General features: G+C 68.8%; 25 protein-coding genes. All 25 read left to right on the top strand.

The features are described 5' to 3' along the window. On the top strand, positions 1-365 hold a 365-nt coding region (locus H4N64_RS26800; protein WP_260859990.1), incomplete at its 5' end, for a DALR anticodon-binding domain-containing protein. A 16-nt stretch (positions 366-381) separates the two neighbouring features. Continuing rightward, positions 382-1,773, top strand: a complete 1,392-nt coding sequence (lysA, locus tag H4N64_RS26795; RefSeq protein WP_186284983.1) for a diaminopimelate decarboxylase — start codon at positions 382-384, stop codon at positions 1,771-1,773. A gap of 158 nt (positions 1,774-1,931) precedes the next feature. Further along, the gene (locus tag H4N64_RS26790) at positions 1,932-3,224 is read left to right on the top strand and encodes a homoserine dehydrogenase (protein ID WP_186284982.1); all 1,293 of its coding nucleotides are present in this window, start codon (positions 1,932-1,934) and stop codon (positions 3,222-3,224) included. A 6-nt stretch (positions 3,225-3,230) separates the two neighbouring features. Then, a complete protein-coding gene (gene thrC / locus H4N64_RS26785) occupies positions 3,231-4,289 on the top strand; it encodes a threonine synthase (RefSeq protein ID WP_186284981.1) in 1,059 nt (352 codons plus the stop codon). Between the two features lie 223 nt (positions 4,290-4,512). Then, positions 4,513-5,430: a homoserine kinase gene (thrB, locus tag H4N64_RS26780; RefSeq protein ID WP_186284980.1), complete on the top strand. Its 918-nt coding sequence runs from the start codon at positions 4,513-4,515 to the stop codon at positions 5,428-5,430. A 404-nt stretch (positions 5,431-5,834) separates the two neighbouring features. Further along, positions 5,835-7,841: a transcription termination factor Rho gene (gene rho / locus H4N64_RS26775; RefSeq protein ID WP_186284979.1), complete on the top strand. Its 2,007-nt coding sequence runs from the start codon at positions 5,835-5,837 to the stop codon at positions 7,839-7,841. A gap of 119 nt (positions 7,842-7,960) precedes the next feature. Continuing rightward, on the top strand, positions 7,961-9,724 hold the full coding sequence (locus H4N64_RS26770; protein WP_186284989.1) for a trypsin-like serine protease: 1,764 nt from the start codon (positions 7,961-7,963) through the stop codon (positions 9,722-9,724). A gap of 205 nt (positions 9,725-9,929) precedes the next feature. Next, entirely contained in the window at positions 9,930-11,069 is a 1,140-nt protein-coding gene (locus H4N64_RS26765; RefSeq protein ID WP_186284978.1) for an LCP family protein, read from the top strand. Between the two features lie 137 nt (positions 11,070-11,206). Beyond that, positions 11,207-11,428: a 50S ribosomal protein L31 gene (gene rpmE / locus H4N64_RS26760; RefSeq protein WP_186284977.1), complete on the top strand. Its 222-nt coding sequence runs from the start codon at positions 11,207-11,209 to the stop codon at positions 11,426-11,428. 103 nt (positions 11,429-11,531) lie between these two features. After that, positions 11,532-12,608, top strand: coding sequence for a peptide chain release factor 1 (gene prfA, locus H4N64_RS26755; RefSeq protein WP_186284976.1), 1,077 nt, complete (start codon positions 11,532-11,534; stop codon positions 12,606-12,608). 31 nt (positions 12,609-12,639) lie between these two features. Continuing rightward, the gene (gene prmC / locus H4N64_RS26750) at positions 12,640-13,485 is read left to right on the top strand and encodes a peptide chain release factor N(5)-glutamine methyltransferase (RefSeq protein ID WP_186284975.1); all 846 of its coding nucleotides are present in this window, start codon (positions 12,640-12,642) and stop codon (positions 13,483-13,485) included. Between the two features lie 49 nt (positions 13,486-13,534). Beyond that, positions 13,535-14,182 carry an L-threonylcarbamoyladenylate synthase gene (locus tag H4N64_RS26745; protein WP_186284974.1) on the top strand — a complete coding sequence of 216 codons (648 nt, stop codon included), beginning with the start codon at positions 13,535-13,537 and terminating at the stop codon, positions 14,180-14,182. Continuing rightward, entirely contained in the window at positions 14,179-14,847 is a 669-nt protein-coding gene (locus H4N64_RS26740) for an arsenate reductase/protein-tyrosine-phosphatase family protein (RefSeq protein WP_186284973.1), read from the top strand. The genes H4N64_RS26745 and H4N64_RS26740 overlap by 4 nt, the downstream gene beginning before the upstream one ends. A gap of 65 nt (positions 14,848-14,912) precedes the next feature. Further along, on the top strand, positions 14,913-16,151 hold the full coding sequence (locus H4N64_RS26735; RefSeq protein ID WP_186284972.1) for a serine hydroxymethyltransferase: 1,239 nt from the start codon (positions 14,913-14,915) through the stop codon (positions 16,149-16,151). 129 nt (positions 16,152-16,280) lie between these two features. Then, positions 16,281-17,603 (top strand): MraY family glycosyltransferase, encoded by a 1,323-nt coding sequence (locus tag H4N64_RS26730; protein WP_186284971.1) that lies wholly within the window; start codon positions 16,281-16,283, stop codon positions 17,601-17,603. A 297-nt stretch (positions 17,604-17,900) separates the two neighbouring features. Further along, complete coding sequence (locus H4N64_RS26725) at positions 17,901-18,338, top strand: hypothetical protein (RefSeq protein ID WP_186284970.1); 438 nt, start codon at positions 17,901-17,903, stop codon at positions 18,336-18,338. A gap of 273 nt (positions 18,339-18,611) precedes the next feature. Beyond that, positions 18,612-19,382, top strand: a complete 771-nt coding sequence (gene atpB, locus H4N64_RS26720) for a F0F1 ATP synthase subunit A (RefSeq protein WP_186284988.1) — start codon at positions 18,612-18,614, stop codon at positions 19,380-19,382. Positions 19,383-19,457: 75 nt separating this feature from the next. Then, positions 19,458-19,694: an ATP synthase subunit c family protein gene (locus H4N64_RS26715; protein ID WP_186284969.1), complete on the top strand. Its 237-nt coding sequence runs from the start codon at positions 19,458-19,460 to the stop codon at positions 19,692-19,694. A gap of 38 nt (positions 19,695-19,732) precedes the next feature. After that, a complete protein-coding gene (locus tag H4N64_RS26710; protein WP_186284968.1) occupies positions 19,733-20,281 on the top strand; it encodes a F0F1 ATP synthase subunit B in 549 nt (182 codons plus the stop codon). Then, a complete protein-coding gene (locus H4N64_RS26705; RefSeq protein ID WP_186284967.1) occupies positions 20,278-21,093 on the top strand; it encodes a F0F1 ATP synthase subunit delta in 816 nt (271 codons plus the stop codon). Before H4N64_RS26710 ends, H4N64_RS26705 begins: the two co-directional genes overlap by 4 nt. A 126-nt stretch (positions 21,094-21,219) precedes the next feature. After that, positions 21,220-22,827 carry a F0F1 ATP synthase subunit alpha gene (atpA, locus tag H4N64_RS26700; RefSeq protein WP_186284966.1) on the top strand — a complete coding sequence of 536 codons (1,608 nt, stop codon included), beginning with the start codon at positions 21,220-21,222 and terminating at the stop codon, positions 22,825-22,827. A gap of 21 nt (positions 22,828-22,848) precedes the next feature. Next, complete coding sequence (locus H4N64_RS26695) at positions 22,849-23,763, top strand: F0F1 ATP synthase subunit gamma (protein ID WP_186284965.1); 915 nt, start codon at positions 22,849-22,851, stop codon at positions 23,761-23,763. After that, positions 23,764-25,200: a F0F1 ATP synthase subunit beta gene (gene atpD / locus H4N64_RS26690; RefSeq protein ID WP_186284964.1), complete on the top strand. Its 1,437-nt coding sequence runs from the start codon at positions 23,764-23,766 to the stop codon at positions 25,198-25,200. Between the two features lie 111 nt (positions 25,201-25,311). Beyond that, positions 25,312-25,686: a F0F1 ATP synthase subunit epsilon gene (locus tag H4N64_RS26685; RefSeq protein WP_186284963.1), complete on the top strand. Its 375-nt coding sequence runs from the start codon at positions 25,312-25,314 to the stop codon at positions 25,684-25,686. 150 nt (positions 25,687-25,836) lie between these two features. After that, the gene (locus H4N64_RS26680) at positions 25,837-26,283 is read left to right on the top strand and encodes a DUF2550 domain-containing protein (protein ID WP_186284962.1); all 447 of its coding nucleotides are present in this window, start codon (positions 25,837-25,839) and stop codon (positions 26,281-26,283) included. Positions 26,284-26,294: the final 11 nt, after the last annotated feature.

Below are 26,294 nucleotides of genomic sequence, written 5' to 3'. Positions count from 1 at the left end.
CCCCCGACGACCACGCCCTCCCCGCCGACCTCGGCCTCACCGCGGTACCGGGGCCCGACCCCACCCCACAGGCCGCCGCCCCGAGGCCCGACCCCACCCCACAGGCCGCCGCCCTCGTCGCCGCCCTCGCCGACCACCCCCGCATCCTCGCCGCCTCCGCCGGCCACCACGCCCCCGACCGGCTCGCCCGGCACCTCGTCACCGTCGCCGATGCCGCCCTTGCCTTCCTGCCCGCCGTGCTGCCGCGCGGTGCGGAGAAACCCTCGGCCGCCCACCGTGCCCGGCTCGCTCTTGCCGAAGCCGCCGGGGCGGTGCTGGCCGGCGGCCTGTCCCTGCTCGGCATCGACGCACCCGAACACCTTTGAGGAAGCCACGAGAGTCATGAGCCGTTCCGCACACCCCGCCGGGCCCCGTCACGCCGATGTCCTGCCCGAGGGTCACTACTCCGCCCCGCCGGCCGATCTGAACGCCCTCGACCCCAAGGTGTGGGCCCAGACCGTCGCCCGTAACCAGGACGGCGTGGTCACCGTCGGCGGTATCGACGTGCAGACGCTCGCCGAACAACACGGCACCCCCGCCTACGTCGTCGACGAGGCCGACTTCCGGTCCAGGGCCCGCGCCTGGCGTACCGCCTTCGGGACCGAAGCCGATGTCTTCTACGCCGGCAAGGCCTTCCTCTCCCGCGCCGTCGTCCGGTGGCTGCACGAGGAGGGGCTCAACCTGGACGTGTGCTCCGGGGGTGAGCTCGCCACCGCCCTCTCCGCCGGGATGCCCGCCGACCGCATCGCCTTCCACGGCAACAACAAGTCGAGGGAAGAGATCACCAGGGCCATCGAGAGCGGCGTCGGACGCATCGTCCTCGACTCCTTCCAGGAGATCGTCCGCGTCGCCCACATCGCGCGGGAGCTCGGCAAGCGGCAGCGCGTGCAGATCCGTATCACCGTCGGCGTCGAGGCCCACACGCACGAGTTCATCGCCACCGCCCACGAGGACCAGAAGTTCGGCATTCCGCTGGCCGGGGGACAGGCCGCGGAGGCCGTGCGGCGGGCGCTGCAGCTCGACTCCCTCGAACTCATCGGGATCCACTCCCACATCGGGTCGCAGATCTTCGACATGAGCGGGTTCGAGGTCGCCGCCCACCGGGTCGTCGGGCTGCTCAAGGACATCCGCGACGAGCACGGTGTCGAGCTTCCCGAGATCGACCTCGGCGGCGGCCTCGGAATCGCCTACACCAGCGACGACGACCCCCGTGAGCCCCACGAGATCGCCAAGGCGCTCACCGAGATCGTCACGCGCGAGTGCGAGGCCGCCAAGCTGCGGACGCCGAGGATCTCCGTCGAGCCCGGGCGCGCCATCGTCGGCCCTACCGCCTTCACGCTCTACGAGGTAGGCACCATCAAGCCGCTGGACGGGCTGCGCACCTACGTCTCCGTCGACGGCGGCATGTCCGACAACATCCGCACCGCGCTGTACGACGCCGAGTACAGCGTCGCTCTCGTCTCCCGTACGTCCGACGCCGAGCCGATGCTCGCCCGGGTCGTCGGCAAGCACTGCGAGAGCGGTGACATCGTCGTGCGGGACGCGTTCCTGCCCGCCGATCTGGCACCGGGTGACCTGATCGCCGTACCGGCGACCGGCGCGTACTGCCGTTCCATGGCCAGCAACTACAACCATGTGCTCCGGCCGCCCGTCGTCGCGGTGAACGACGGCGAGGCCCGGGTGATCGTCCGCCGTGAGACGGAGGAGGACCTCCTGCGTCTCGACGTCGGCTGATCGGCAAGAACGGCCGCGAAGGCCGGTGGGCGGAAGATCTTCCGTCTCCGCCCACCAACAAAATGAAATAGTCGTCTCACGATCCGGACCAGGCATAGAAACCCCGGTCCGGTGAGTGAGACTGGTCCAACCGTAGAAGGTAAAGGAAACGAGGTCGGATGATGCGTACGCGTCCGCTGAAGGTGGCGCTGCTGGGCTGTGGAGTGGTCGGCTCAGAGGTGGCGCGCATCATGACGACGCACGCCGACGACCTCGCCGCCCGTATCGGCGCCCCCGTGGAACTCGCCGGAGTCGCCGTACGGCGGCCCGACAAGGTGCGTGAGGGCATCCCGCGCGAGCTGATCACCACCGATGCCACCGCGCTCGTCAAACGCGGCGACATCGACGTCGTCGTCGAGGTCATCGGCGGAATCGAGCCGTCCCGCTCCCTGATCACCACCGCCTTCGAGCACGGCGCCTCCGTCGTCTCCGCCAACAAGGCCCTCCTCGCCCAGGCCGGCGCCGACCTGCACGCCGCGGCCGAGGCCAACGACAAGGACCTCTACTACGAGGCCGCCGTCGCCGGTGCCATCCCGCTGATCCGCCCGCTGCGCGAGTCCCTCGCCGGCGACAAGGTCAACCGCGTGCTCGGCATCGTCAACGGCACCACCAACTTCATCCTCGACAAGATGGACTCCACGGGGGCGGGTTATCAGGAGGCCCTCGACGAGGCCACCGCCCTCGGATACGCGGAAGCCGACCCCACCGCCGATGTCGAGGGCTTCGACGCCGCCGCCAAGGCCGCCATCCTCGCCGGAATCGCCTTCCACACGCGCGTGCGCCTCGACGACGTCTACCGCGAGGGCATGACCGAGGTCACCGCGGCCGACTTCGCCTCCGCCAAGGAGATGGGCTGCACCATCAAGCTGCTCGCCATCTGCGAGCGGGCCGAGGACGGCGCGTCCGTCACCGCGCGCGTGCACCCCGCGATGATTCCGCTGAGCCACCCGCTCGCCTCCGTGCGCGGCGCGTACAACGCCGTCTTCGTCGAGTCCGACGCCTCGGGCCAGCTGATGTTCTACGGCCCCGGCGCGGGCGGCGCCCCGACCGCCTCCGCCGTCCTCGGCGACCTCGTCGCCGTCTGCCGCAACCGGCTCAGCGGCACCACCGGACCCGGCGAGTCCGCGTACGCCGCCCTGCCCGTCTCCGGCATGGGCGATGTCGTCACGCGCTACCACATCAGCCTCGACGTCGCCGACAAACCGGGTGTTCTCGCCCAGGTGGCGACCGTCTTCGCCGAGCACGGTGTCTCGATCGATACGGTTCGGCAGCAGGGCAAGGACGGAGAGGCGTCGCTCGTCGTCGTGACCCACCGTGCGTCCGACGCGGCCCTCGGCGGCACCGTCGAGGCGTTGCGCAAGCTCGACACCGTGCGTGGTGTCGCCAGCATCATGCGGGTTGAAGGAGAGTAACCAGCAATGACCCACCAGTGGCGCGGAATCATCGAGGAGTACCGGGACCGTCTCCCGGTGTCCGACACCACGCCGGTCGTGACGCTCCGCGAGGGCGGCACGCCGCTCGTGCCCGCGCAGGTGCTCTCCGAGCGCACGGGCTGCGAGGTCCACCTGAAGGTGGAGGGCGCGAACCCCACCGGGTCCTTCAAGGACCGCGGTATGACCATGGCGATCACGCGGGCCAAGGAGGAGGGCGCGAAGGCGGTCATCTGCGCCTCCACCGGCAACACGTCGGCCTCCGCCGCCGCCTATGCCGTACGCGCGGGAATGGTTTCGGCCGTTCTCGTGCCGCAGGGGAAGATCGCGCTCGGCAAGATGGGCCAGGCGCTGGTGCACGGCGCGAAGATTCTCCAGGTCGACGGGAACTTCGACGACTGCCTCACGCTCGCCCGCGCGCTCAGCGACAACTACCCCGTGGCGCTGGTCAATTCGGTCAACCCGGTACGTATCGAGGGCCAGAAGACCGCCGCGTTCGAGATCGTGGACATGCTCGGCGACGCTCCCGACATCCACGTCCTGCCGGTCGGCAACGCGGGCAACATCACCGCGTACTGGAAGGGTTACACGGAGTACGCCGCCGACGGTGTCTCGAAGCGCACCCCGCGCATGTGGGGCTTCCAGGCGTCCGGTTCCGCGCCCATCGTGCGCGGTGAGGTCGTCAAGGACCCGTCGACGATCGCCACCGCGATCCGGATCGGCAACCCCGCCTCGTGGCAGTTCGCGCTCGCGGCCCGGGACGAGTCCGGCGGCCTCATCGACGAGGTGACGGACCGTGAGATCCTGCGCGCCTACCGACTGTTGGCCGCCCAGGAGGGCGTCTTCGTGGAGCCGGCGTCCGCCGCGTCCGTCGCCGGTCTGCTCAAGGCCGCCGAGCAGGGCAAGGTGGACCCGGGCCAGCGGATCGTGTGCACCGTCACCGGCAACGGCCTGAAGGACCCCGACTGGGCCGTCGCGGGCGCACCGCAGCCCGTCACCGTCCCCGTCGACGCGGCCACGGCGGCCGAGCGGCTGGGTCTGGCCTGATCAGCGGCACGGGGGGTGCACAGGGGGCTTACGACACGCATCGTGCGCCTCCTGTGCGCCCTATGTCGCCACAGAACCTACCTTCGATAGGCTGTACTGAACCCGCCCGCCGCATATGCCTCCGCATCCGGTGGGGCGCCGCGCCGTCTCCACGGCCCGAGGGTCCTCACGTACGTATCGAATGTCTTCGACAATCACGCAGCTCAAGGAGAGTCATCGAGCGATGGCCGGTCCAGCCTTCCGCGCCGCCGCCGTCCGGGTGCGCGTCCCCGCCACCAGCGCCAACCTCGGCCCGGGCTTCGACGCCCTCGGCCTGTCGCTGGGGCTCTACGACGACGTGGTCGTCCGGGTGGCCGACTCCGGGCTGCACATCGACATCGCGGGTGAGGGCAGCGAGACGCTCCCGCGTGACGAGAAGCACCTTCTCGTACGGTCCCTGCGCACCGCCTTCGACCTGCTCGGCGGTCAGCCGCGCGGCCTGGAGATCGTCTGCGCCAACCGCATCCCGCACGGCCGCGGCCTCGGCTCCTCCTCCGCCGCGATCTGCGCCGGCATCGTCGCCGCGCGTGCCGTGACCATAGGCGGTGAGTCCCGGCTCGACGACACGGCCCTGCTGGAGCTCGCCACCGAGATCGAGGGCCACCCCGACAATGTCGCGGCCTGTCTGCTCGGCGGTTTCACGCTCTCCTGGATGGAGTCCGGCGCCGCCCGGGCGATCAGGATGGATCCCGCCGATTCCATCGTTCCGGTGGTTTTCGTGCCCGGAAAGCCGGTCCTCACCGAGACCGCGCGCGGCCTTCTCCCGCGCACCGTGCCGCACGTCGACGCCGCCGCCAACGCGGGCCGTGCCGCCCTGCTCGTCGAGGCCCTCACCCGGCGCCCCGAGCTGCTGCTGCCCGCCACCGAGGACCGTCTGCACCAGGAGTACCGCGCCCCGGCCATGCCGGAGAGCGCCGCGCTGGTGGAGCGGCTGCGCGCCGACGGGATCCCCGCAGTGATCTCCGGAGCGGGCCCGACCGTACTGGCGCTGGCCGATGACGACAGCGCCGACAAGGTGGCCGATCTGGCAGGCGAGGGCTGGGCCGCGAACCGGCTGGAGCTCGACGCCCAGGGAGCGAGCGTGCTGCCGCTTGCTCCCTGACACACGGTTGCCGGATTTCGAGAGGGGGAATGTTTGTTGGATCCGGTAGTGTTAACCTCAAGTCTGCACCCGACCCCACCATGGCGAGGTGCTTTGTGTCCCCGTCCGGGACAGACATTCTTCCGGGAGCCTCCCAAGCCGCACGGTGTTCTGTACGACGTACGCGGGCAGTACCTCGTACGCGAGCACTGAGCGACTCGCCGGGCACGCTCCGGAACCGGTGCGACCAAGCCACCTGACACAGACACTCGGTGCCACGGCTTTGGGAAGCGCCATCACCGATATTTCTTCCGCCGCTTTGGCGGACCACCGCCCCGGCCGGTCCACGACAAGGACCGTAGCCGGACAGCACAACCGGTCGCCGAGCCAGACAGGCCGACGTCCGCTCCAGGGAAGGACCCTTCGTGAGCGACACCACCGATCTGATGGGCGCACGTGTCGAGGAGACCGCTGCCGCGCCCGCCACGGACGCCTCCGCGCCTGCCACCGGTGCCGGCTCCCGGCGGCGCCGCGGTACCGGCCTTGAGGGCATGGTGCTGGCCGAGCTGCAGCAGGTCGCATCCGGCCTCGGCATCAGGGGCACCGCGCGTATGCGCAAGAGCCAGCTGATCGAGGTCATCAAGGAAGCGCAGGCCGGGGGAGGTGCCGCGGCTCCCCAGGCGGACGCCGCCACCGAGACCAAGCCGAAGCGCCGGGCCACCTCCAAGGCCCGTACCGGCGAGGAAGCGCCCGCCAAGAAGGCGGAGAAGGCCGAGGCGCCCGCCGAGAAGGCCGTGGCGCAGCAGCAGATCGAGATCCCCGGCCAGCCCGCCGGGGGCCCCTCCCGCGCGAGCGCGGCCGAGCATGGGGGAGAGGACGCTCCCGCTGAGCGCCGTCGTCGCCGTGCCACCGCCGAGGCCGGCGCCCCCGCGGCCGCCGCCCCCGAGACGGTCGCCGCCGAGGCCAAGAGCGAGCCGAAGGCCGAGACCCCGGCGCAGCCGCAGGGCGAAGCCGGTGACGGCGGCGAGGGCCGCCGTCGGGACCGCCGTGAGCGCGGCCGGGACCGCGACCGCGGTGACCGCGGTGACCGCCGCAAGGGCGACGACCAGCAGGGCGGCCAGCGCGGCCAGCAGCAGGGGCAGCAGGGCGGCGGCCGTCAGGACCGTGGCCGGGCCGATGAAGACGGGGACGACTTCGAGGGCGGCCGCCGTGGCCGTCGTGGGCGCTACCGCGACCGCCGTGGCCGTCGTGGCCGTGACGAGATGGGCCAGGAGCCGCAGATCGCCGAGGACGACGTCCTGATCCCGGTCGCGGGCATCCTCGACATCCTCGACAACTACGCCTTCATCCGTACGTCGGGCTACCTCCCGGGCCCCAACGACGTGTACGTCTCCCTCGCCCAGGTCCGCAAGAACGGCCTGCGCAAGGGCGACCACGTCACCGGTGCCGTGCGTCAGCCGAAGGAAGGCGAGCGGCGCGAGAAGTTCAACGCGCTCGTCCGTCTCGACTCCGTCAACGGCATGGCGCCCGAACACGGCCGTGGCCGCCCGGAGTTCAACAAGCTCACCCCGCTGTACCCGCAGGACCGCCTCCGTCTGGAGACGGACCCGGGCGTGCTGACCACCCGCATCATCGACCTCGTGTCGCCGATCGGTAAGGGCCAGCGCGGTCTGATCGTGGCCCCGCCGAAGACCGGCAAGACCATGATCATGCAGGCGATCGCCAACGCGATCACGCACAACAACCCCGAGTGCCACCTGATGGTCGTCCTCGTCGACGAGCGTCCGGAAGAGGTCACCGACATGCAGCGGTCGGTCAAGGGCGAGGTCATCTCCTCGACCTTCGACCGCCCGGCCGAGGACCACACCACGGTCGCCGAGCTCGCCATCGAGCGCGCCAAGCGTCTGGTGGAGCTGGGCCACGACGTCGTCGTACTGCTCGACTCGATCACGCGTCTGGGCCGTGCGTACAACCTCGCGGCGCCTGCCTCCGGCCGCATCCTGTCCGGTGGTGTCGACTCGACGGCCCTGTACCCGCCGAAGCGCTTCTTCGGTGCGGCCCGCAACATCGAGGACGGCGGCTCGCTGACCATCCTCGCCACCGCCCTGGTGGACACCGGGTCCCGCATGGACGAGGTGATCTTCGAGGAGTTCAAGGGCACGGGCAACGCCGAGCTGAAGCTCGACCGGAAGCTCGCGGACAAGCGGATCTTCCCCGCGGTGGACGTGGACGCGTCCGGTACGCGTAAGGAAGAGATCCTGCTCGCCAGCGACGAGCTCGCCATCGTCTGGAAGCTGCGCCGGGTGCTGCACGCGCTCGACCAGCAGCAGGCGGTTGAGCTGCTTCTCGACAAGATGAAGCAGACGAAGTCGAACGCCGAGTTCCTGATGCAGATCCAGAAGACGACGCCGACGCCGGGCAACGGCGACTAGTCGTTCACGAAGAGGGCCGCCCTTGGTTCAAGGGCGGCCCTCTTCGTTGTCTCCCCGCCGGGGTACGATCTCGCTCTTCGAACTTGTGATCCCTAGGGGGGACTTTCGTGGGTACACCCATGTCCGGGGCCGGTCGGCACAGACGCCGGATACGGATCGCCCTGCCCGTCGCCGCGGCCGGCATCGCCGCGGCCGTCGGTGCCGCGCTGCTGACCTCGTCCGCGGGCGCCGCCTCCGCGCAGCCGAACCCGCCGGCCATGCCGAGCGCCGACTCTCCCACGCTCGCCGAGCTGGAGCAGCGCGTCCTGGGGGCCGCCGCCCATGACGACACCGCCGGAGTCTCGTCCGCCAAGTCGTCGTACAGCAGCTCCTCCACGGTGGACGCGAAGATCATCGGCGGCACCACGACGACCATCACGAACGCGCCGTGGATGGCCCAGCTCTGGTACCAGGACGAGACGAACGGCGTCTACTTCTTCTGCGGCGGCACCGTCGTCTCGCCGACGAAGATCCTCACCGCCGCGCACTGCGTCAAGGGCTACAACTGGAAGGCGTACGGCGCCGTCGTCACCGGCACCGCGCAGCTGCCCGACGGCGACCTGAACGGCGGGACGGCCACCGCGGTCCGGCGCCAGTGGAACCACGAGGCCTACAGTTCGCGGACGATCGACAACGACATCGCGGTGCTCACCCTGGCCAGGCCGGTCACGGCCACCCCGATCCGCATGGCGACGTCCACCGAGACCGCCGCCTACACGGCCGGCACCAGCGCCAAGGTCTACGGCTGGGGCCGTACCACCTCCACCAACCAGGAGGTCTCCGAGACGCTGAAGACGGCCACCCTGCCGATCCAGTCCGACGCCACCTGCGCCGGCTACTACGGCGCCGACTTCGTCAAGGGCCACATGGTCTGCGCCGGCAACCCCGCCAGCGGCAGCGACAGCGGCACCACCTCCGCCTGCAACGGCGACTCCGGCGGCCCGCTGATCGTCAACAACCGCATCGTGGGCGTGGTCTCCTGGGGCGTGCAGGACTGTGTCGCCAAGGGTGCCTACAGCGTTTTCACCAAGGTCAGGACGTACGTCGGCGCGACCTACCCGCGCGTGGACGACAGCAACCTGAGCCTCGACGACAAGGCCGACCTGTGGGTGCGCAACGCCTCCACCAAGACCGGCTACGAGAAGGACTCCACGGGCACCTCCTTCGGCGCCCGTGAGTCCTGGGGCAACTGGGGCGCGTACAACGTCGTCCTGCAGAACGACCTCAACCGGGACGGCTTCCAGGACCTCCTGGTCCGCCGCAGCTCCGACGGTGACGTCTTCTGGAAGCACTGGGTGCCCGCGAGCGAATCCTGGGCCACCACGAAGGTCGCCGACGACTGGAAGACCCGCACCCGCATCGTCACGCCCGGCGATGTCACCGGCGACTACCTGCCCGACCTGCTGTCCGTGGACTCCGCCGGCAAGCTGTGGCTCTACCCGGGCAAGGGCAACGGCGCCTTCTCGACCCGCGTCCAGGTCGGTACCGGCACGGGCTGGAACCAGTACAACGTCCTCGTCGGTCACGGTGACTTCTCCGGTGACGGAAAGGCCGACCTGATCGCCCGCACGGGCAGCAACGGCTACCTGTACGTGTACAAGGGCACCGGCTCCGCCTCCGCGCCGTTCTCGTCCCGGGTCAAGGTGCGCACCTGGAGCAGCTCGACGTACAACAAGGTCACCACGGTCGGCGACGTCAGCGGTGACGGCAAGGCCGACATCCTGGCCCGCACCCCCGGCGGCACGCTCTACCTGTACAAGGGCACCGGCAAGGCCACCAGCGAGATCTTCGCCACAAGGATCTCCGTCGGCACCGATTTCAAGCAGTACGACATCTTCGGCTGAAATCGCAGGTGAGTGCCCTACGCCCGGCGTAGTCCCGTACGCGCTGTGGCCACCTTTTCACAGGGTGGTCACAGCGCGTTGTGCAACCCTTTCCCGAGTCTCGCCGTCTGACCAGGCGGAGCGACGATGGTGCGGTACGGGTCCTTTCGACCACGCCTGACCCTGAAAGCAGGGGGTAACCGACCGGACGAGAACCGAGGAGCACATGTCCGCCGAGAGCACGCCGGAGCCCGGCATACCGGGTGACGCCGGCACAGACGGTCCGCGCCACCGCGCCAAGGGCCGCCGCCGCAAGCCCCGCGACAAGCGCCGCAAGAGCCTGATGATCATGGCCTGGACCGCCGCGGGCATCGTCGTCCTGGGCGGTACCGGAGCGGGGTATCTGTACTTCAAGCTCAACGGCAACATCAACAGCGTCGACATCGACCAGGCCCTCGGCACCGACCGCCCGGACAAGGTCGACAACGGCTCCGAGAACATCCTGGTCCTCGGCTCCGACACCCGCTCCGGCAGCAACCAGGAGCTCGGCGGCGGCGCCGACGACGGCAGCGCCCGCTCGGACACCGCGATGATCGTGCACGTCTACAAGGGCCACAAGAAGGCCAGCGTGGTCTCCATCCCGCGGGACACCCTCATCGACCGCCCCGAGTGCACCGACACCGACGGCAACACCCACGACGCCGCGAACGACGTGATGTTCAACTCGGCGTACAGCACCGGCGGCGCGGCCTGCGCGGTGAAGACCGTGGAGTCGATCACCGATCTGCGCATGGACCACTACCTGGAGGTCGACTTCAGCGGCTTCCAGAAGCTGGTCGACGATCTCGGCGGGGTCGAGATCACCACGACCGAGGACATCAGCGACTCCGACAGCCATCTGAACCTCAAGGCCGGCACCCACACGCTGACCGGCGAGCAGGCGCTCGGCCTGGTCCGCACCCGGCACGGCGTCGGCGACGGCTCCGACCTCGGCCGTATCCAGCTCCAGCAGGCCTTCATCAAGGCGCTGATCGACCAGGTCAAGGACGTCGGCATCCTCGGCAACCCGAAGAAGCTGTACGACCTGGCCGACACCGCGACCAAGACCGTGACCACCGACTCCGACCTGGGCTCGGTCAACAAGCTCATGTCCTTCGCCAACGGCCTGAAGGGCATCAGCTCCAACAACATGTCGATGGTCACGATGCCGGTCCAGTACGACCAGGCCAACGCCAACCGCGTCCTGGTGGACGAGACGAAGGCGAAGCTGGTCTGGAAGGCCCTGAAGAACGACCGGGCCATCCCGAAGTCGGCCACGGAAGGCACGGCTACAGGCCAGGCACAGGATGTCGTCAGCGCCGGTTAGAGGCGCGGGGAATACGCAACAGTCACCCCCCGTTTTGGGGGATGGCCCCAGTCCTGGCAGACTGGTACGTCGGCTCCGGTTCACGCTTCCGCATCCCGCGGCTGCGACCCGGCGCCCTCCCGAAACTAGGAGACACCTTGAAGCGCGACATCCACCCCGAGTACGTCGAGACGCAGGTCAGCTGCACCTGTGGCGCGTCGTTCACCACCCGTAGCACGATCACCAGCGGCACCGTCCGCGCCGAGGTCTGCTCCGAGTGCCACCCGTTCTACACGGGCAAGCAGAAGATCCTCGACACCGGTGGCCGTGTGGCCCGCTTCGAGGCCCGCTTCGGCAAGGCTGCCGGCTCCAAGAAGTAGCGAGCCCCATTTCGCCGGTCCACGGTCGCGCCCTCCACAGGCGTGCCGGGACCGGCGTTTTTGGTCGCCCGCCCTTCACCCACGTAACCACAGGAGCCCTGAGATGTTCGAGGCCGTCGAGGAACTCGTCGCCGAGCACGCCGACCTGGAGAAGAAGCTCGCCGACCCGTCGGTCTTCGCCGACCAGGCAGGCGCGCGCAAGCTGAACAAGCGCTACGCCGAGCTCACCCCGATCGTCGCCACGTACCGCTCCTGGAAGCAGACCGGCGACGACATCGAGACCGCGCGTGAACTCGCCGCCGACGACCCGGAGTTCGCCGCCGAGGTCAAGGAGCTGGACAAGCAGCGCGAGGAGCTGACGGAGAAGCTGCGGCTGCTGCTGGTGCCGCGCGACCCGAGTGACGACAAGGACGTCATTCTGGAGATCAAGGCCGGCGCCGGAGGCGACGAGTCCGCCCTGTTCGCCGGCGATCTGCTGCGCATGTACCTGCGCTACGCAGAGCGCGTCGGCTGGAAGACCGAGATCATCGATGCCACCGAGTCCGAGCTCGGCGGCTACAAGGACGTCCAGGTCGCCGTGAAGACCAAGGGCGGCCAGGGCGCCACGGAGCCCGGGCAGGGCGTGTGGGCGCGGCTGAAGTACGAGGGCGGCGTGCACCGTGTGCAGCGCGTCCCGGCGACCGAGTCCCAGGGCCGTATCCACACCTCGGCGGCCGGTGTGCTGGTCACGCCGGAGGCCGAGGAGGTCGACGTCGAGATCAACCCCAACGACCTCCGGATCGACGTGTACCGCTCCTCAGGGCCCGGCGGACAGTCCGTCAACACCACGGACTCCGCCGTGCGCATCACGCACATCCCCACCGGAGTGGTGGCTTCCTGTCAGAACGAGAAGAGCCAGCTGCAGAACAAGGAGCAGGCACTGCGTATCCTGCGCTCCAGGCTGCTCGCCGCGGCGCAGGAGGAGGCGGAGAAGGAAGCCGCCGACGCCCGTCGCAGCCAGGTCCGCACCGTCGACCGCTCCGAGAAGATCCGTACGTACAACTTCCCGGAGAATCGCATCTCGGACCACCGCGTCGGCTTCAAGGCGTACAACCTGGACCAGGTCCTGGACGGCGACCTCGACACGGTGATCCAGGCCTGCGTCGACGCGGACTCGGCCGCCAAGCTCGCAGCCGCGTAAGGCACGGAGACTGAAGTACCGGAGGACGAGCGTGAACCTGCTGCTCGCGGAGGTGGCGCAGGCCACCCAGCGGCTGGCCGACGCCGGCGTGCCCTCGCCGCGCAACGACGCCGAGGAGCTCGCCGCGTTCGTGCACGGCGTGAAGCGGGGCGAGCTGCACTCCGTGCGGGACGCCGACTTCGACGCCCGGTACTGGGAGGTCATCGCCCGCCGTGAGCAGCGCGAGCCGCTCCAGCACATCACCGGCCGCGCCTTCTTCCGGTACCTGGAACTCCAGGTCGGCCCCGGCGTCTTCGTGCCCCGCCCCGAGACCGAGTCGGTGGTGGGCTGGGCCATAGACGCCGTACGCGCGATGGACGTCGTCGAGCCGCTCATCGTCGATCTGTGCACGGGCTCGGGCGCCATCGCGCTCGCCCTCGCCCAGGAGGTCCCGCGCTCACGGGTGCACGCCGTGGAGCTGTCCGAGGACGCCCTTCAGTGGACCCGTAAGAACATGGACGGCTCCCGGGTCGACCTGCGTCAGGGCAACGCCCTCGACGCCTTCCACGACCTGGACGGCCAGGTCGACCTGGTCATCTCCAATCCGCCGTACATCCCGCTGACCGAGTGGGAGTACGTGGCGCCCGAGGCACGCGACTACGATCCCGAACTCGCCCTGTTCTCAGGCGAGGACGGTCTCGATCTCATCCGTGGTCTGGAGCGCACCGCGCACCGGCTGCTGCGCCCCGGCGGTGTCGTCGTCATCGAACACGCCGACACCCAGGGCGGTCAGGTGCCGTGGATCTTCACCGAGGAGCGGGGCTGGGCCGACGCGGCCGACCACCCGGACCTCAACAACCGCCCCCGGTTCGCCACGGCCCGCAAGGCGCTGCCGTGAGCACCCCGAAGCCCTTTCAGCTGTACGTGTACGAGGAGGCCCGCTAGATATGGCACGGCGATACGACACCAATGACGCGACCGACCGCACGACCGGTCTGCGTGAGGCCGCGTCCGCCGTCCGCCGTGGCGAGCTCGTGGTCCTCCCGACCGACACGGTGTACGGCATCGGCGCCGACGCGTTCTCCAAGGAGGCCGTGGGCGATCTGCTGGACGCCAAGGGCCGGGGCCGCAATATGCCCACCCCTGTGCTGATCGGCTCCCCGAACACGCTCCACGGTCTCGTCACCGACTTCTCCGAGCTGGCCTGGGAGCTGGTCGACGCGTTCTGGCCGGGCGCGCTCACTTTGGTCGCCAAGCACCAGCCGTCCCTCCAGTGGGACCTGGGTGACACCCGGGGCACCGTCGCCGTGCGCATGCCGCTGCACCCGGTGGCGCTTGAACTGCTGACCGACGTCGGCCCGATGGCGGTCTCCTCGGCGAACCTGACCGGGCACCCGGCGCCGGAGGACTGCGACGCGGCCCAGGGCATGCTCGGCGACGCCGTCTCCGTGTACCTCGACGGCGGTCCCACGCCCGGCAACGTCCCGTCGTCGATCGTCGACGTCACCCGTGAGGTGCCGATGCTGCTGCGCGAGGGCGCGATCACGGCGGACGAGCTCCGTAAGGTCGTACCCGACCTTGAGGTGGCGAATTGACAGCCCCTGACGCGGGGCGTGGCATAGGCAACGGGGAAGAGACCACCACCTTCGGACTCCCGAGGGACAGCTTCCGCATCCTCCACGTCAGCACCGGCAACGTGTGCCGCTCGCCGATCACCGAGCGGCTGACCCGTCATGCCCTGGCGGACCGGCTCGGCGACCCGCTGTGGGGCGGGCTGATCGTGGAGAGCGCGGGCACCTGGGGCCATGAGGGCGCGCCCATGGAGGCCAACGCGGAGACGGTCCTCGCCGACTTCGGCGCGGACCCCTCCGGCTTCGTCGGCCGGGAGCTCCTCGACGAGCATGTGATCCGCGCGGACCTGGTCCTGACCGCGACCCGGGACCACCGCGGCCAGGTCGTCTCGATGGGCCACTCGGCGGGCCTGCGCACCTTCACCCTCAAGGAGTTCACCCGCCTGGTGAAGGCCATCGACCCCGCGACACTGCCCCCGCTGGAGCACGGCGTGGTCGAAAGGGCCCGAGCCCTGGTCCGCGCGGCGGCCGCTCTACGCGGGTGGCTCCTCGCGCCGACGGCCGAGGCGGACGAGGTCTTCGATCCCTACGGTGCCCCCCTGCCGTTCTTCCGCTCGATCGGCGACGAAATACACGAGGCACTGGATCCGGTCGTGACGGCGCTGACCGGAGTACCGGCGCGAACATAAGCGAGCGGGCGGTGAACACCGGGCCTACATTGGTGCTACGTCACCGTCGACGCCCGGAGTTCATCATGTCGGTCAGCCCTGTTCTTGAGGCCGATGTTCTGCGTCGGCAGGATCCCGAGCTCGCGGAGATCCTGCTCGGTGAACGCGAGCGGCAGGCGAGCACCCTCCAGATGATCGCCGCCGAGAACTTCACCTCCCCGGCCGTGCTTGCCGCGCTCGGCTCCCCGCTCGCCAACAAGTACGCCGAGGGCTATCCCGGCGCCCGCCACCACGGCGGCTGCGAGATCGTCGACGTCGCCGAACGGATCGCCGTGGACCGGGCCAAAACCCTGTTCGGCGCCGAGCACGCCAATGTGCAGTCCCACTCCGGGTCCTCGGCCGTCCTCGCCGCGTACGCCGCCCTGCTGCGCCCCGGCGACACCGTCCTCGCCCTCGGCCTGCCCTACGGCGGCCACCTCACCCACGGCTCGCCCGCCAACTTCTCCGGCCGCTGGTTCGACTTCGTCCCCTACGGCGTCGACGCCGAGACCGGGCTCCTCGACCACGACCAGGTGCGCACCCTGGCGCGCAATCACCGGCCCAAGGCGATCGTGTGCGGGTCCATCGCCTACCCCCGGCACATCGACTACGCCTTCTTCCGTGAGGTCGCCGACGAGGTCGGCGCCTATCTCATCGCCGACGCCGCGCATCCCATCGGGCTCGTCGCCGGGAGAGCGGCGCCCAATCCGGTGCCGTACGCCGACATCGTGTGCGCCACCACCCACAAAGTGCTGCGCGGGCCGCGCGGCGGGATGATCCTGTGCGGCTCGGAGCTCGCCGAGCGGGTCGACCGGGCCGTGTTCCCGTTCACCCAGGGCGGTGCGCAGATGCACACCATCGCCGCCAAGGCCGTCGCGTTCGGCGAGGCGGCGAGGCCGGCCTTCACGGCGTACGCCCATCAGGTGGTCGCCAACGCGCGCTTGCTCGCGGCCGGGCTCGCCGACGAGGGCCTCGTCGTCACCACCGGCGGCACCGACACCCATCTGATCACCGCAGACCCCGCCCCGCTCGGCGTCGACGGCCGCACCGGCCGCGGGAGGCTCGCCGCCGCCGGGATCGTCCTCGACTGCTGCGCCCTGCCGCACGGCGACGCCCGTGGACTGCGTCTTGGCACGGCGGCGCTGACCACCCAGGGCATGGGGGAGAAGGAGATGGCTCACATCGCCGCCCTCATGGCGGGGGTGCTGCGCGGCGAGGCCGACGCCGTGCGGGCCCGTGAAGAAGTACGGGAGCTGGCCGGGGGATTTCCGCCGTATCCCGGCTGAGCCGGGGTAGACGCACTCGCGTGCACAGCCACACGTGCAACCATCGTCGCTACCCGGAAGTCCCCAACCATATGCGCGCATCGCTAGGGTGTGGGGCTGAGATGGCCAGCGAGACCTGTGGGGAAGCCTGTGCGTGAATACCTGCTGACGCTCTGCATCACGGCCGCGGTGACGTACCTGCTGACAGGGCCGGTGCGGAAGTTCGCGATCGTGGCCGGAGCGATGCCGGAGATCCGGGCACGTGACGTGCACCGGGAGCCCACTCCGCGCCTCGGCGGTATCGCCATGTTCTTCGGCCTGTGCGCGGGCCTGCTGGTCGCCGGCCACCTGGCGAACCTCAGCACGGTCTTCGAGAACTCCAACGAGCCGCGCGCCCTGCTCTCGGGCGCCGCGCTGATCTGGCTGATCGGTGTCCTTGACGACAAGTTCGAGATCGACGCCCTGATCAAGCTGGGCGGCCAGATGATCGCCGCCGGCGTCATGGTCATGCAGGGTCTGACGATCCTGTGGCTGCCGATCCCCGGCTTCGGCTCGGTCGCGCTGACCCAGTGGCAGGGCACCCTGCTCACGGTCGCGCTGGTCGTCATCACCATCAACGCCGTGAACTTCGTCGACGGCCTCGACGGCCTCGCGGCGGGCATGGTGTGCATCGCCTCGGCCGCGTTCTTCCTCTACGCCTACCGGGTCTGGGTGTCGTACGGCATCGAGGCCGCCGCCCCGGCCACCCTGTTCTCCGCGATCCTGATGGGCATGTGCCTGGGCTTCCTGCCGCACAACATGCATCCGGCGCGGATCTTCATGGGCGACTCCGGGTCGATGCTGATCGGCCTGGTGCTCGCCGCGGGGGCGATCTCCATCACGGGACAGGTCGACCCGGACGCGCTGAAGCTGTTCGCCGGCTCCGAGAAGGCGGCCGTGCACCAGACGGTGCCGGTCTACATCCCGCTGCTGCTGCCGCTGACCATCATCGCGATCCCGGCCGCGGACCTGGTGCTGGCCATCGTGCGGCGCACCTGGCGGGGCCAGTCGCCGTTCGCGGCGGACCGGGGGCATCTGCACCACCGGCTGCTGGAGATCGGCCACTCGCACAGCCGGGCCGTCCTGATCATGTACTTCTGGTCGGCGCTGATCGCGTTCGGCGCCCTTGCCTACTCGGTGAACTCGGCGTCCATGTGGATCGTGCTGGGCGTGGTGTTCCTCAGCGCCATCGGCCTGATCCTGCTGCTGCTCCCGCGCTTCACGCCGCGCGCGCCCCGCTGGGCCCAGGCCTTCGTACCGCCGCGCTACCGGCGCGGTACGGCCGTGGCGGAACCGGCGGCGGCCACTCCGCAGACCGCGCAGGAGGAGCCGCGCACTCCGGTGGCCGCCGGGGTGTCAAGGGTCAACGGCGCCACCGCTCTCGGCGCCCGTTCACGCTTCCTGGACCGGCGGAAAGCCGGATCGTCGCGCTGACGGCAAGGTAAGAATCTGACTAGAGCATTGCCAAATCGTGGGGTAACGAAGCGGCCCAATACCAGACAAAAGGGCGCCGTTCCCGCACATACGCGCACTCTCACTCTCATGTGTGACACCGAGCACACCTGATAGGTAAAGACCTCATCAAATAGTTTGTGATACGGTTCACGAGAACCCGGGACAGAGTCGAAGGACCGCAGTGCGACGGTCCATCGGAGTGAGGTTCTCTCTCAGCCCGGGACTACGCTCGTCCATGACGACACCCCTGCCCCCTGTGAAAGCGGAGTTGCCGCCATGCCGTCCAATGACGCCCGGAATCTTCTGCAGATCGCTGTGCCCACAGCGGCTGCCGGCGCGATCGTCGTCGCCGTCAGCGCTGCGGTCGCCGGCGGCAAGGGCGCGCTCGGTGCGGCGATCGGCACACTGCTGGCCATCCTGTTCATGGGAATCGGCCTGTACGTCTTGCAGTGGACGGCAAAAACGCTCCCGCAGTTGTTCCAGGCCATGGGGCTGATGCTCTACGTCGCCCAGCTTCTGCTGCTCCTGATCTTCGTCGCCCTCTTCAAGGACACCTCTCTCTTCAACGCGAAGGCGTTCGCGATCTCGCTCGTCGTCGCAACCGTCGTGTGGATGGCCGCGCAGGCACGCGCGCACATGAAGGCCAAGATCTTCTACATCGACCCGGACTCCGCGAAGAGTGAGAAGACCGAGAAGACAGGGCCGTCGTCGTGAGGGGTAGGGGCGGGATAAAGACCTGGGGGAACTCCTGCTATCGTCCGGTGCCAACTGCGGCATCGCGGGCGCGGGCATCTGAGCTGACGCCTGCTCGATCGCGAGGCTTGATGCCCCAGAGCCGCCCTCACATCCGTAACACCAGTCCGGTGCCGACCCGCGGCTGCGCGCCGCGCCGACACAACGAGGTTGCCGTACCCATGCGTCACGCCGAAGGAGCCCGCGGTGAGTGCTGACCAGACCCAGCTCGCCTTTGACTGGAGCTGTCGGATCATGTCCGACGACGGGTGTGGTTTTCCGGCTCCGGGCCTGCACTCGTTCCTCTTCCAGCCGATCGCCACGGTGGGAGGCTTCGAGTTCAACAAGGTGATGCTGCTCGCGCTCATCACCACGCTTCTTGTCGTCAGCTTTTTCTGGGCTGCTTTCGGCAAGGCCAAGGTCGTTCCGGGCAAGCTGCAAATGGTCGGCGAAGCCGGTTACGACTTCGTGCGTCGTGGAATCGTCTACGAGACCCTCGGCAAGAAGGAGGGCGAGAAGTACGTCCCCTTGATGGTCTCGCTGTTCTTCTTCATCTGGATCATGAACATCTGGTCCGTGATCCCGCTGGCCCAGTTCCCGGTGTCGTCGATCATCGCGTACCCGATCGTGCTGGCGGCCGTCGTCTACATCGTGTGGATGTCGCTGACCTTCAAGAAGCACGGCTTCGTCGGCGGTCTGAAGAACCTCACCGGCTACGACAAGTCGCTCGGCGCTGTCCTGCCGCTCGTCGTCGTCATCGAGTTCTTCTCCAACGTCCTGGTCCGCCCGTTCACGCACGCGGTCCGACTGTTCGCGAACATGTTCGCCGGTCACCTGATGCTGGTGATGTTCACCGTCGCCTCCTGGTACCTGCTGAACAGCTGGATGATCCCGGCGGCCGGCGTCTCCTTCGTGATGACCATCGTCATGATCCTCTTCGAGCTTTTCGTGCAGGCGGTCCAGGCGTACGTCTTCGTGCTCCTCGCCTGCTCGTACATCCAGGGCGCTCTCGCCGAGCACCACTGAGCCCCACCCGCCCGCACACCCCCAGTCGTCCGGTGGCCAACCCCCACCGGTCCGCAAAGAGAAGGAAGTTACAGCATGTCCGCTGTGCAGCTTGCCGCTGAGGTCTCCGGTTCCCTCGGTTCCATCGGCTACGGTCTCGCCGCCATCGGCCCCGGCGTCGGCGTCGGCATCATCTTCGGTAACGGCACGCAGGCCCTCGCCCGCCAGCCCGAGGCTGCCGGTCTGATCCGCGCCAACCAGATCCTGGGCTTCGCCTTCTGTGAGGCGCTCGCCCTCATCGGCATCGTTATGCCGTTCGTGTTCGGTAAGTGATCAACCCTTACTGACACGAAACGACGAAAGGCACTGATGTGATCGCCAACCTGGTACAGCTGGCGGCCGAGGAAGAGCAGAGCCCGCTCGTTCCTCCGGGCCCCGAGCTGCTCGTCGGCACCATCGCCTTCGCCATCGTGTTCTTCTTCTTCTGGAAGAAGCTCCTTCCGAACATCAACAAGGTTCTGGAAGAGCGCCGCGCGGCGATCGAAGGCGGTATCGAAGAGGCCGAGGCCATGAAGGTCGAGGCCCAGAGCGTCCTTGAGCAGTACAAGGCACAGCTCGCCGAGGCTCGGCACGAGGCCGCGCGTCTGCGCCAGGAGGCGCAGGAGCAGGGTGCCGCGCTCATCGCCGAGATGCGCGCGGAAGGCCAGCGGCAGCGCGAGGAGATCGTCGCCGCGGGTCACTCCCAGATCGACGCCGACCGCAAGGCCGCCGCGTCCGCGCTGCGCCAGGACGTCGGCAAGCTCGCCACCGACCTGGCCGGCAAGCTCGTCGGAGAGTCCCTTGAGGACCACGCCCGCCAGAGCCGTGTCATCGACCGCTTCCTCGACGAGCTTGAGGAGAAGGCCGAGGCCACGCGATGAACGGAGCGAGCCGCGAGGCCCTGGCAGCCGCACGTGAGCGTCTCGACGCGCTGACGGACAACACGTCCGTGGACGCGGCGCAGCTCGCCGACGAGCTGGCGGCCGTCACCGCGCTGCTCGACCGCGAGGTGTCGCTGCGTCGGGTCCTGACCGACCCGGCGCAGGCCGGTGAGGCCAAGGCCGAGCTGGCCCAGCGGCTGGTCGGCAGCCAGGTCAGCGGCGAGACCGTCGACCTGCTGGCCGGTCTGGTGCGCTCCCGCTGGTCGCAGTCCCGCGATCTGGTGGACGCGCTGGAGCAGCTGGCGGCCACCGCCGACCTCACCGCCGCGCAGCGGGCGGGCACGCTCGACAACGTCGAGGACGAGCTGTTCCGGTTCGGCCGGATCGTCGCCTCGAGCACCGAGCTGCGTGCCGCGCTCACCAACCGCTCCGCCACCAAGGCGGCCAAGAGCGAGCTGCTGCGCAGCCTGCTCGGCGGTCGGGCCGATGCTGCCACCGAGCGTCTGGTGACGCGTCTTGTGACCGCGCCGCGTGGACGTAGCCTGGAGTCGGGACTGGAGTCCCTGTCCAAGCTCGCCGCCGAGCGCCGGGGCCGCATGGTCGCCGTCGTCACCTCGGCTGTGCCGCTGAGCGACGGCCAGAAGCAGCGCCTCGGCGCCGCGCTGGCGAAGCTCTACGGCCGTCGGATGCACCTCAACCTCGACGTGGACCCCGAGGTCCTCGGCGGGATCCGGGTACAGGTCGGTGACGAGGTCATCAACGGCTCCCTCGCCGACCGCATCGAGGACGCCGGCCGCCGAATGGCGAGCTAGCAGCAACTTCATAAGCAGTACGTACTTACGACGGCCCTGGTTGGGCCGTACATGAAGAATCCTGGGGGTCGCCCCCAGACCCCCCAAGTGAAACTTCGGGCCCAACAAGGAGAGCAGGGAACCCAGATGGCGGAGCTCACGATCCGGCCGGAGGAGATCCGGGACGCACTGGAGACCTTCGTCCAGTCGTACAAGCCGGACGCGGCCTCGCGCGAGGAGGTCGGTACGGTCACCCTTGCCGGCGACGGCATCGCGAAGGTCGAGGGTCTGCCCTCGGCCATGGCCAACGAACTGCTGAAGTTCGAGGACGGCACCCTCGGCCTCGCGCTCAACCTGGAAGAGCGCGAGATCGGCGCCATCGTCCTCGGCGAGTTCAGCGGCATCGAGGAGGGACAGCCGGTCACGCGCACCGGTGAGGTTCTCTCCGTGGCCGTCGGTGAGGGCTACCTCGGCCGTGTCGTCGACCCCCTCGGCAACCCGATCGACGGCCTCGGCGAGATCGAGACGTCCGGTCGCCGCGCCCTGGAGCTGCAGGCCCCCACGGTCATGCAGCGCAAGTCGGTGCACGAGCCGATGGAGACCGGCTACAAGGCCGTCGACGCGATGACCCCGATCGGCCGTGGTCAGCGTCAGCTGATCATCGGTGACCGCCAGACCGGCAAGACCGCCTTGGCCGTCGACACGATCATCAACCAGCGCGACAACTGGCGCACCGGCGACCCGAACAAGCAGGTCCGCTGCATCTACGTCGCCATCGGCCAGAAGGGCTCGACGATCGCGTCGGTCCGCCGCGCGCTGGAGGAGAACGGCGCGCTGGAGTACACGACCATCGTCGCCGCCCCGGCGTCCGACCCGGCCGGCTTCAAGTACCTGGCGCCGTACACCGGTTCGGCCATCGGTCAGCAGTGGATGTACGAGGGCAAGCATGTCCTCATCATCTTCGACGACCTGTCGAAGCAGGCCGACGCCTACCGCGCCGTGTCGCTGCTGCTGCGCCGCCCGCCGGGCCGTGAGGCCTACCCGGGTGACGTCTTCTACCTGCACTCCCGTCTGCTGGAGCGCTGCGCGAAGCTCTCCGACGACATGGGCGCCGGTTCGATGACGGGCCTCCCGATCGTCGAGACCAAGGCCAACGACGTCTCGGCGTTCATCCCGACCAACGTCATCTCGATCACCGACGGCCAGTGCTTCCTGGAGTCGGACCTGTTCAACGCCGGTCAGCGTCCCGCGCTGAACGTCGGTATCTCCGTCTCCCGAGTCGGTGGTTCCGCGCAGCACAAGGCGATGAAGCAGGTCTCCGGCCGTCTGCGCGTCGACCTCGCCCAGTTCCGTGAGCTGGAGGCGTTCGCCGCCTTCGGTTCCGACCTGGACGCCGCGTCGAAGGCGCAGCTGGAGCGCGGTCAGCGCATGGTCGAGCTGCTGAAGCAGGCTCAGTACCAGCCGATGTCCACCGAGGACCAGGTCGTCTCCGTGTGGGCGGGTACCACCGGCAAGATGGACGAGGTTCCGGTCGCCGACGTCCGCCGCTTCGAGAAGGAGCTGCTGGAGTACCTGCACCGCAAGGAGCAGGGCCTCATGACCTCCATCAAGGAGGGCGGCAAGCTCTCGGACGACACCCTCACCGCTGTCGCCGACGCCATCGCGGACTTCAAGAAGCAGTTCGAGACGTCGGACGGCAAGCTGCTCGGCGAGGACACCCCGGCCGCCCCGAAGGCGACCAGCGCCTCCAAGTGACGTAAGGAAGGGACCTGACTCATGGGAGCCCAGCTCCGGGTCTACAAGCGTCGCATCCGATCCGTCACCGCGACCAAGAAGATCACGAAGGCGATGGAGATGATCGCCGCCTCGCGCGTCGTCAAGGCGCAGCGCAAGGTGGCGGCCTCCACGCCGTACGCGAAGGAACTGACCCGCGCGGTCACGGCGGTCGGTACCGGCTCGAACACCAAGCACCCGCTGACCACCCAGGCCGAGACGGTCACGCGGTCCGCGGTGCTGCTCCTGACGAGCGACCGTGGTCTCGCCGGTGCCTTCAACTCCAACGCCATCAAGGCGGCGGAGCTGCTGACCGAGCGCCTGGAGCGCGAGGGCAAGCAGGTCGACACGTACATCGTCGGCCGGCGTGGTCTGGCGCACTACAACTTCCGTGAGCGCAAGGTCTCGGAGTCGTGGACCGGGTTCACGGACCAGCCGACGTACGCGGACGCCAAGAAGGTCGCGGCACCGCTCATCGAGGCCATCGAGAAGGACACGGCCGACGGCGGCGTGGACGAGCTTCACATCGTCTTCACCGAGTTCGTCTCGATGATGACGCAGACGGCGCTCGACGACCGTCTGCTGCCGCTCAGCCTCGAAGACGTGGCGAAGGAGGCGCCGAAGGGCGAGATCCTTCCGCTGTACGACTTCGAGCCCTCGGCGGAGGACGTCCTCGACGCCCTGCTGCCGCGCTACGTGGAGAGCCGTATCTACAACGCGCTCCTCCAGTCGGCCGCCTCCAAGCACGCCGCCACGCGGCGCGCGATGAAGTCGGCCACCGACAACGCCGGAGATCTCATCGAGAACCTCTCCCGGCTTGCCAACGCGGCCCGCCAGGCCGAAATCACCCAGGAAATCAGCGAGATCGTCGGTGGCTCCGCAGCCCTGGCCGACGCGAGCGCGGGGAGTGACAGGTAAATGACGACGACAGTTGAGACGGCCGCTGCCACGGGCCGCGTCGCCCGGGTCATCGGCCCGGTCGTCGACGTGGAATTCCCCGTCGACGCGATGCCCGACATCTACAACGCCCTTCACGTCGAGGTGGCCGACCCGGCCAACGCCGGCGAGAAGAAGACGCTGACCCTGGAGGTCGCCCAGCACCTGGGTGACGGCCTGGTCCGCACCATCTCCATGCAGCCCACCGACGGTCTGGTCCGCCAGGCCGCCGTCACCGACACCGGCACGGGCATCACCGTTCCGGTCGGCGACTTCACCAAGGGCAAGGTGTTCAACACCCTCGGTGAGGTGCTGAACGTCGACGAGTCCTACGACGGCGAGCGCTGGACCATCCACCGCAAGGCGCCGAACTTCGACGAGCTCGAGTCGAAGACCGAGATGTTCGAGACCGGCGTCAAGGTCATCGACCTTCTCACCCCGTATGTCAAGGGTGGAAAGATCGGTCTGTTCGGTGGCGCCGGCGTCGGCAAGACGGTGCTCATCCAGGAGATGATCTACCGCGTCGCCAACAACCACGACGGTGTGTCGGTGTTCGCCGGTGTCGGTGAGCGCACCCGTGAGGGCAACGACCTGATCGAGGAGATGTCGGACTCCGGCGTCATCGACAAGACCGCGCTGGTCTTCGGTCAGATGGACGAGCCCCCGGGCACCCGTCTGCGCGTGGCCCTCGCCGGTCTGACCATGGCGGAGTACTTCCGCGATGTGCAGAAGCAGGACGTGCTGTTCTTCATCGACAACATCTTCCGCTTCACGCAGGCCGGTTCCGAGGTGTCGACCCTGCTCGGCCGTATGCCCTCCGCGGTGGGTTACCAGCCGAACCTGGCCGACGAGATGGGTCTCCTCCAGGAGCGCATCACCTCGACCCGTGGTCACTCGATCACCTCGATGCAGGCGATCTACGTCCCCGCGGACGACCTGACCGACCCGGCCCCGGCCACCACCTTCGCCCACCTCGACGCGACGACGGTTCTGTCCCGTCCGATCTCCGAGAAGGGCATCTACCCGGCCGTGGACCCGCTGGACTCCACGTCCCGCATCCTGGACCCGCGGTACATCGCGCAGGACCACTACGACGCCGCCATGCGCGTCAAGACGATCCTGCAGAAGTACAAGGACCTCCAGGACATCATCGCGATCCTCGGTATCGACGAGCTCGGCGAGGAGGACAAGCTCGTCGTCCACCGTGCCCGTCGCGTGGAGCGCTTCCTGTCCCAGAACACCCACGTCGCCAAGCAGTTCACCGGCGTGGACGGTTCGGACGTGCCGCTGGACGAGTCGATCGCCGCGTTCAACGCGATCTGCGACGGCGAGTACGACCACTTCCCGGAGCAGGCGTTCTTCATGTGCGGTGGTCTTGAGGACCTCAAGAACAACGCCAAGGAGCTGGGCGTCTCCTGAGCCTCGCGCTCTTGAAGAGGGGGCGGGTACGTCCCGCCCCCTCTTTCACGCCTACTAGACTTGTAACCAACACCCGGCACAACCGCCGGGTGGTGACCCGAGGAGCCACCCTTGGCTGCTGAGCTGCACGTCGCGCTGGTCGCGGCCGACCGAGAGGTCTGGTCCGGTCAGGCCACCCTGGTCGTCGCGCGCACCACGTCCGGCGACATCGGCGTCATGCCCGGTCACCAGCCGCTGCTCGGTGTGCTGGAGTCGGGCCCGGTGACCATCCGTACGAGTGAAGGTGGAACGGTCGTCGCCGCGGTGCACGGCGGTTTCATCTCGTTCGCGGACAACAAGCTGTCGCTGCTGGCCGAGATCGCCGAGCTGTCGGACGAGATCGACGTCCAGCGCGCGGAGCGTGAGCTGGAGCGCGCGAAGGCGGAAGGTGACGCCGCCGCCGAGCGGCGGGCCGATGTCCGCCTGCGTGCCGCGGCGGCCCGTTGAGAAAGCGGGCTCGCGCCACGCGATGACGTCACTCAGCCGCGGCTGGGACCGGAGTGATCCGGTGCCGGCCGCGGCTGAGGCAGATATGGATGTTTTTTCCGTTCCGTTACCTGATTTGAAGGTACCTAGGAGACGAGGAGGTCGGTGTCGATGGTCCTCGCTCTGACTGTGTGCGGAATCGTCGTAGCCCTTGTGGTGCTGGGGCTGTTCGTCTTCGGGCTGCGCCGCAGACTCATCCAGCGCTCCGGCGGCACCTTCGACTGTTCGCTGCGCTGGGACACCCCGGAGAAAACCGACACCAGCGGCAAGGGCTGGAGCTACGGCGTCGCCCGCTACAACGGCGACCGCATCGAGTGGTACCGGGTCTTCTCCTACGCCTATCGCCCGCGCCGCATCCTGGAGCGCGCCGCGATCGAGGTCGCCGGGCGTCGGCTGCCCGAGGGCGAGGAGGAGCTGGCGCTGCTCTCCGACGCCGTCATCCTGACCTGTCTGCACCGGGGCACGCGCCTGGAGCTCGCCATGAGCGAAGACGCGCTGACCGGTTTCCTCGCGTGGCTTGAGGCAGCCCCGCCCGGACAGCGAGTGAACGTGGCGTAGCCACGTTCACT

The organism is Streptomyces cupreus (genome assembly GCF_014257025.1).
Taxonomy (GTDB): domain Bacteria; phylum Actinomycetota; class Actinomycetes; order Streptomycetales; family Streptomycetaceae; genus Streptomyces; species Streptomyces cupreus.
This window is presented reverse-complemented; position numbering and strand designations above follow the sequence as displayed.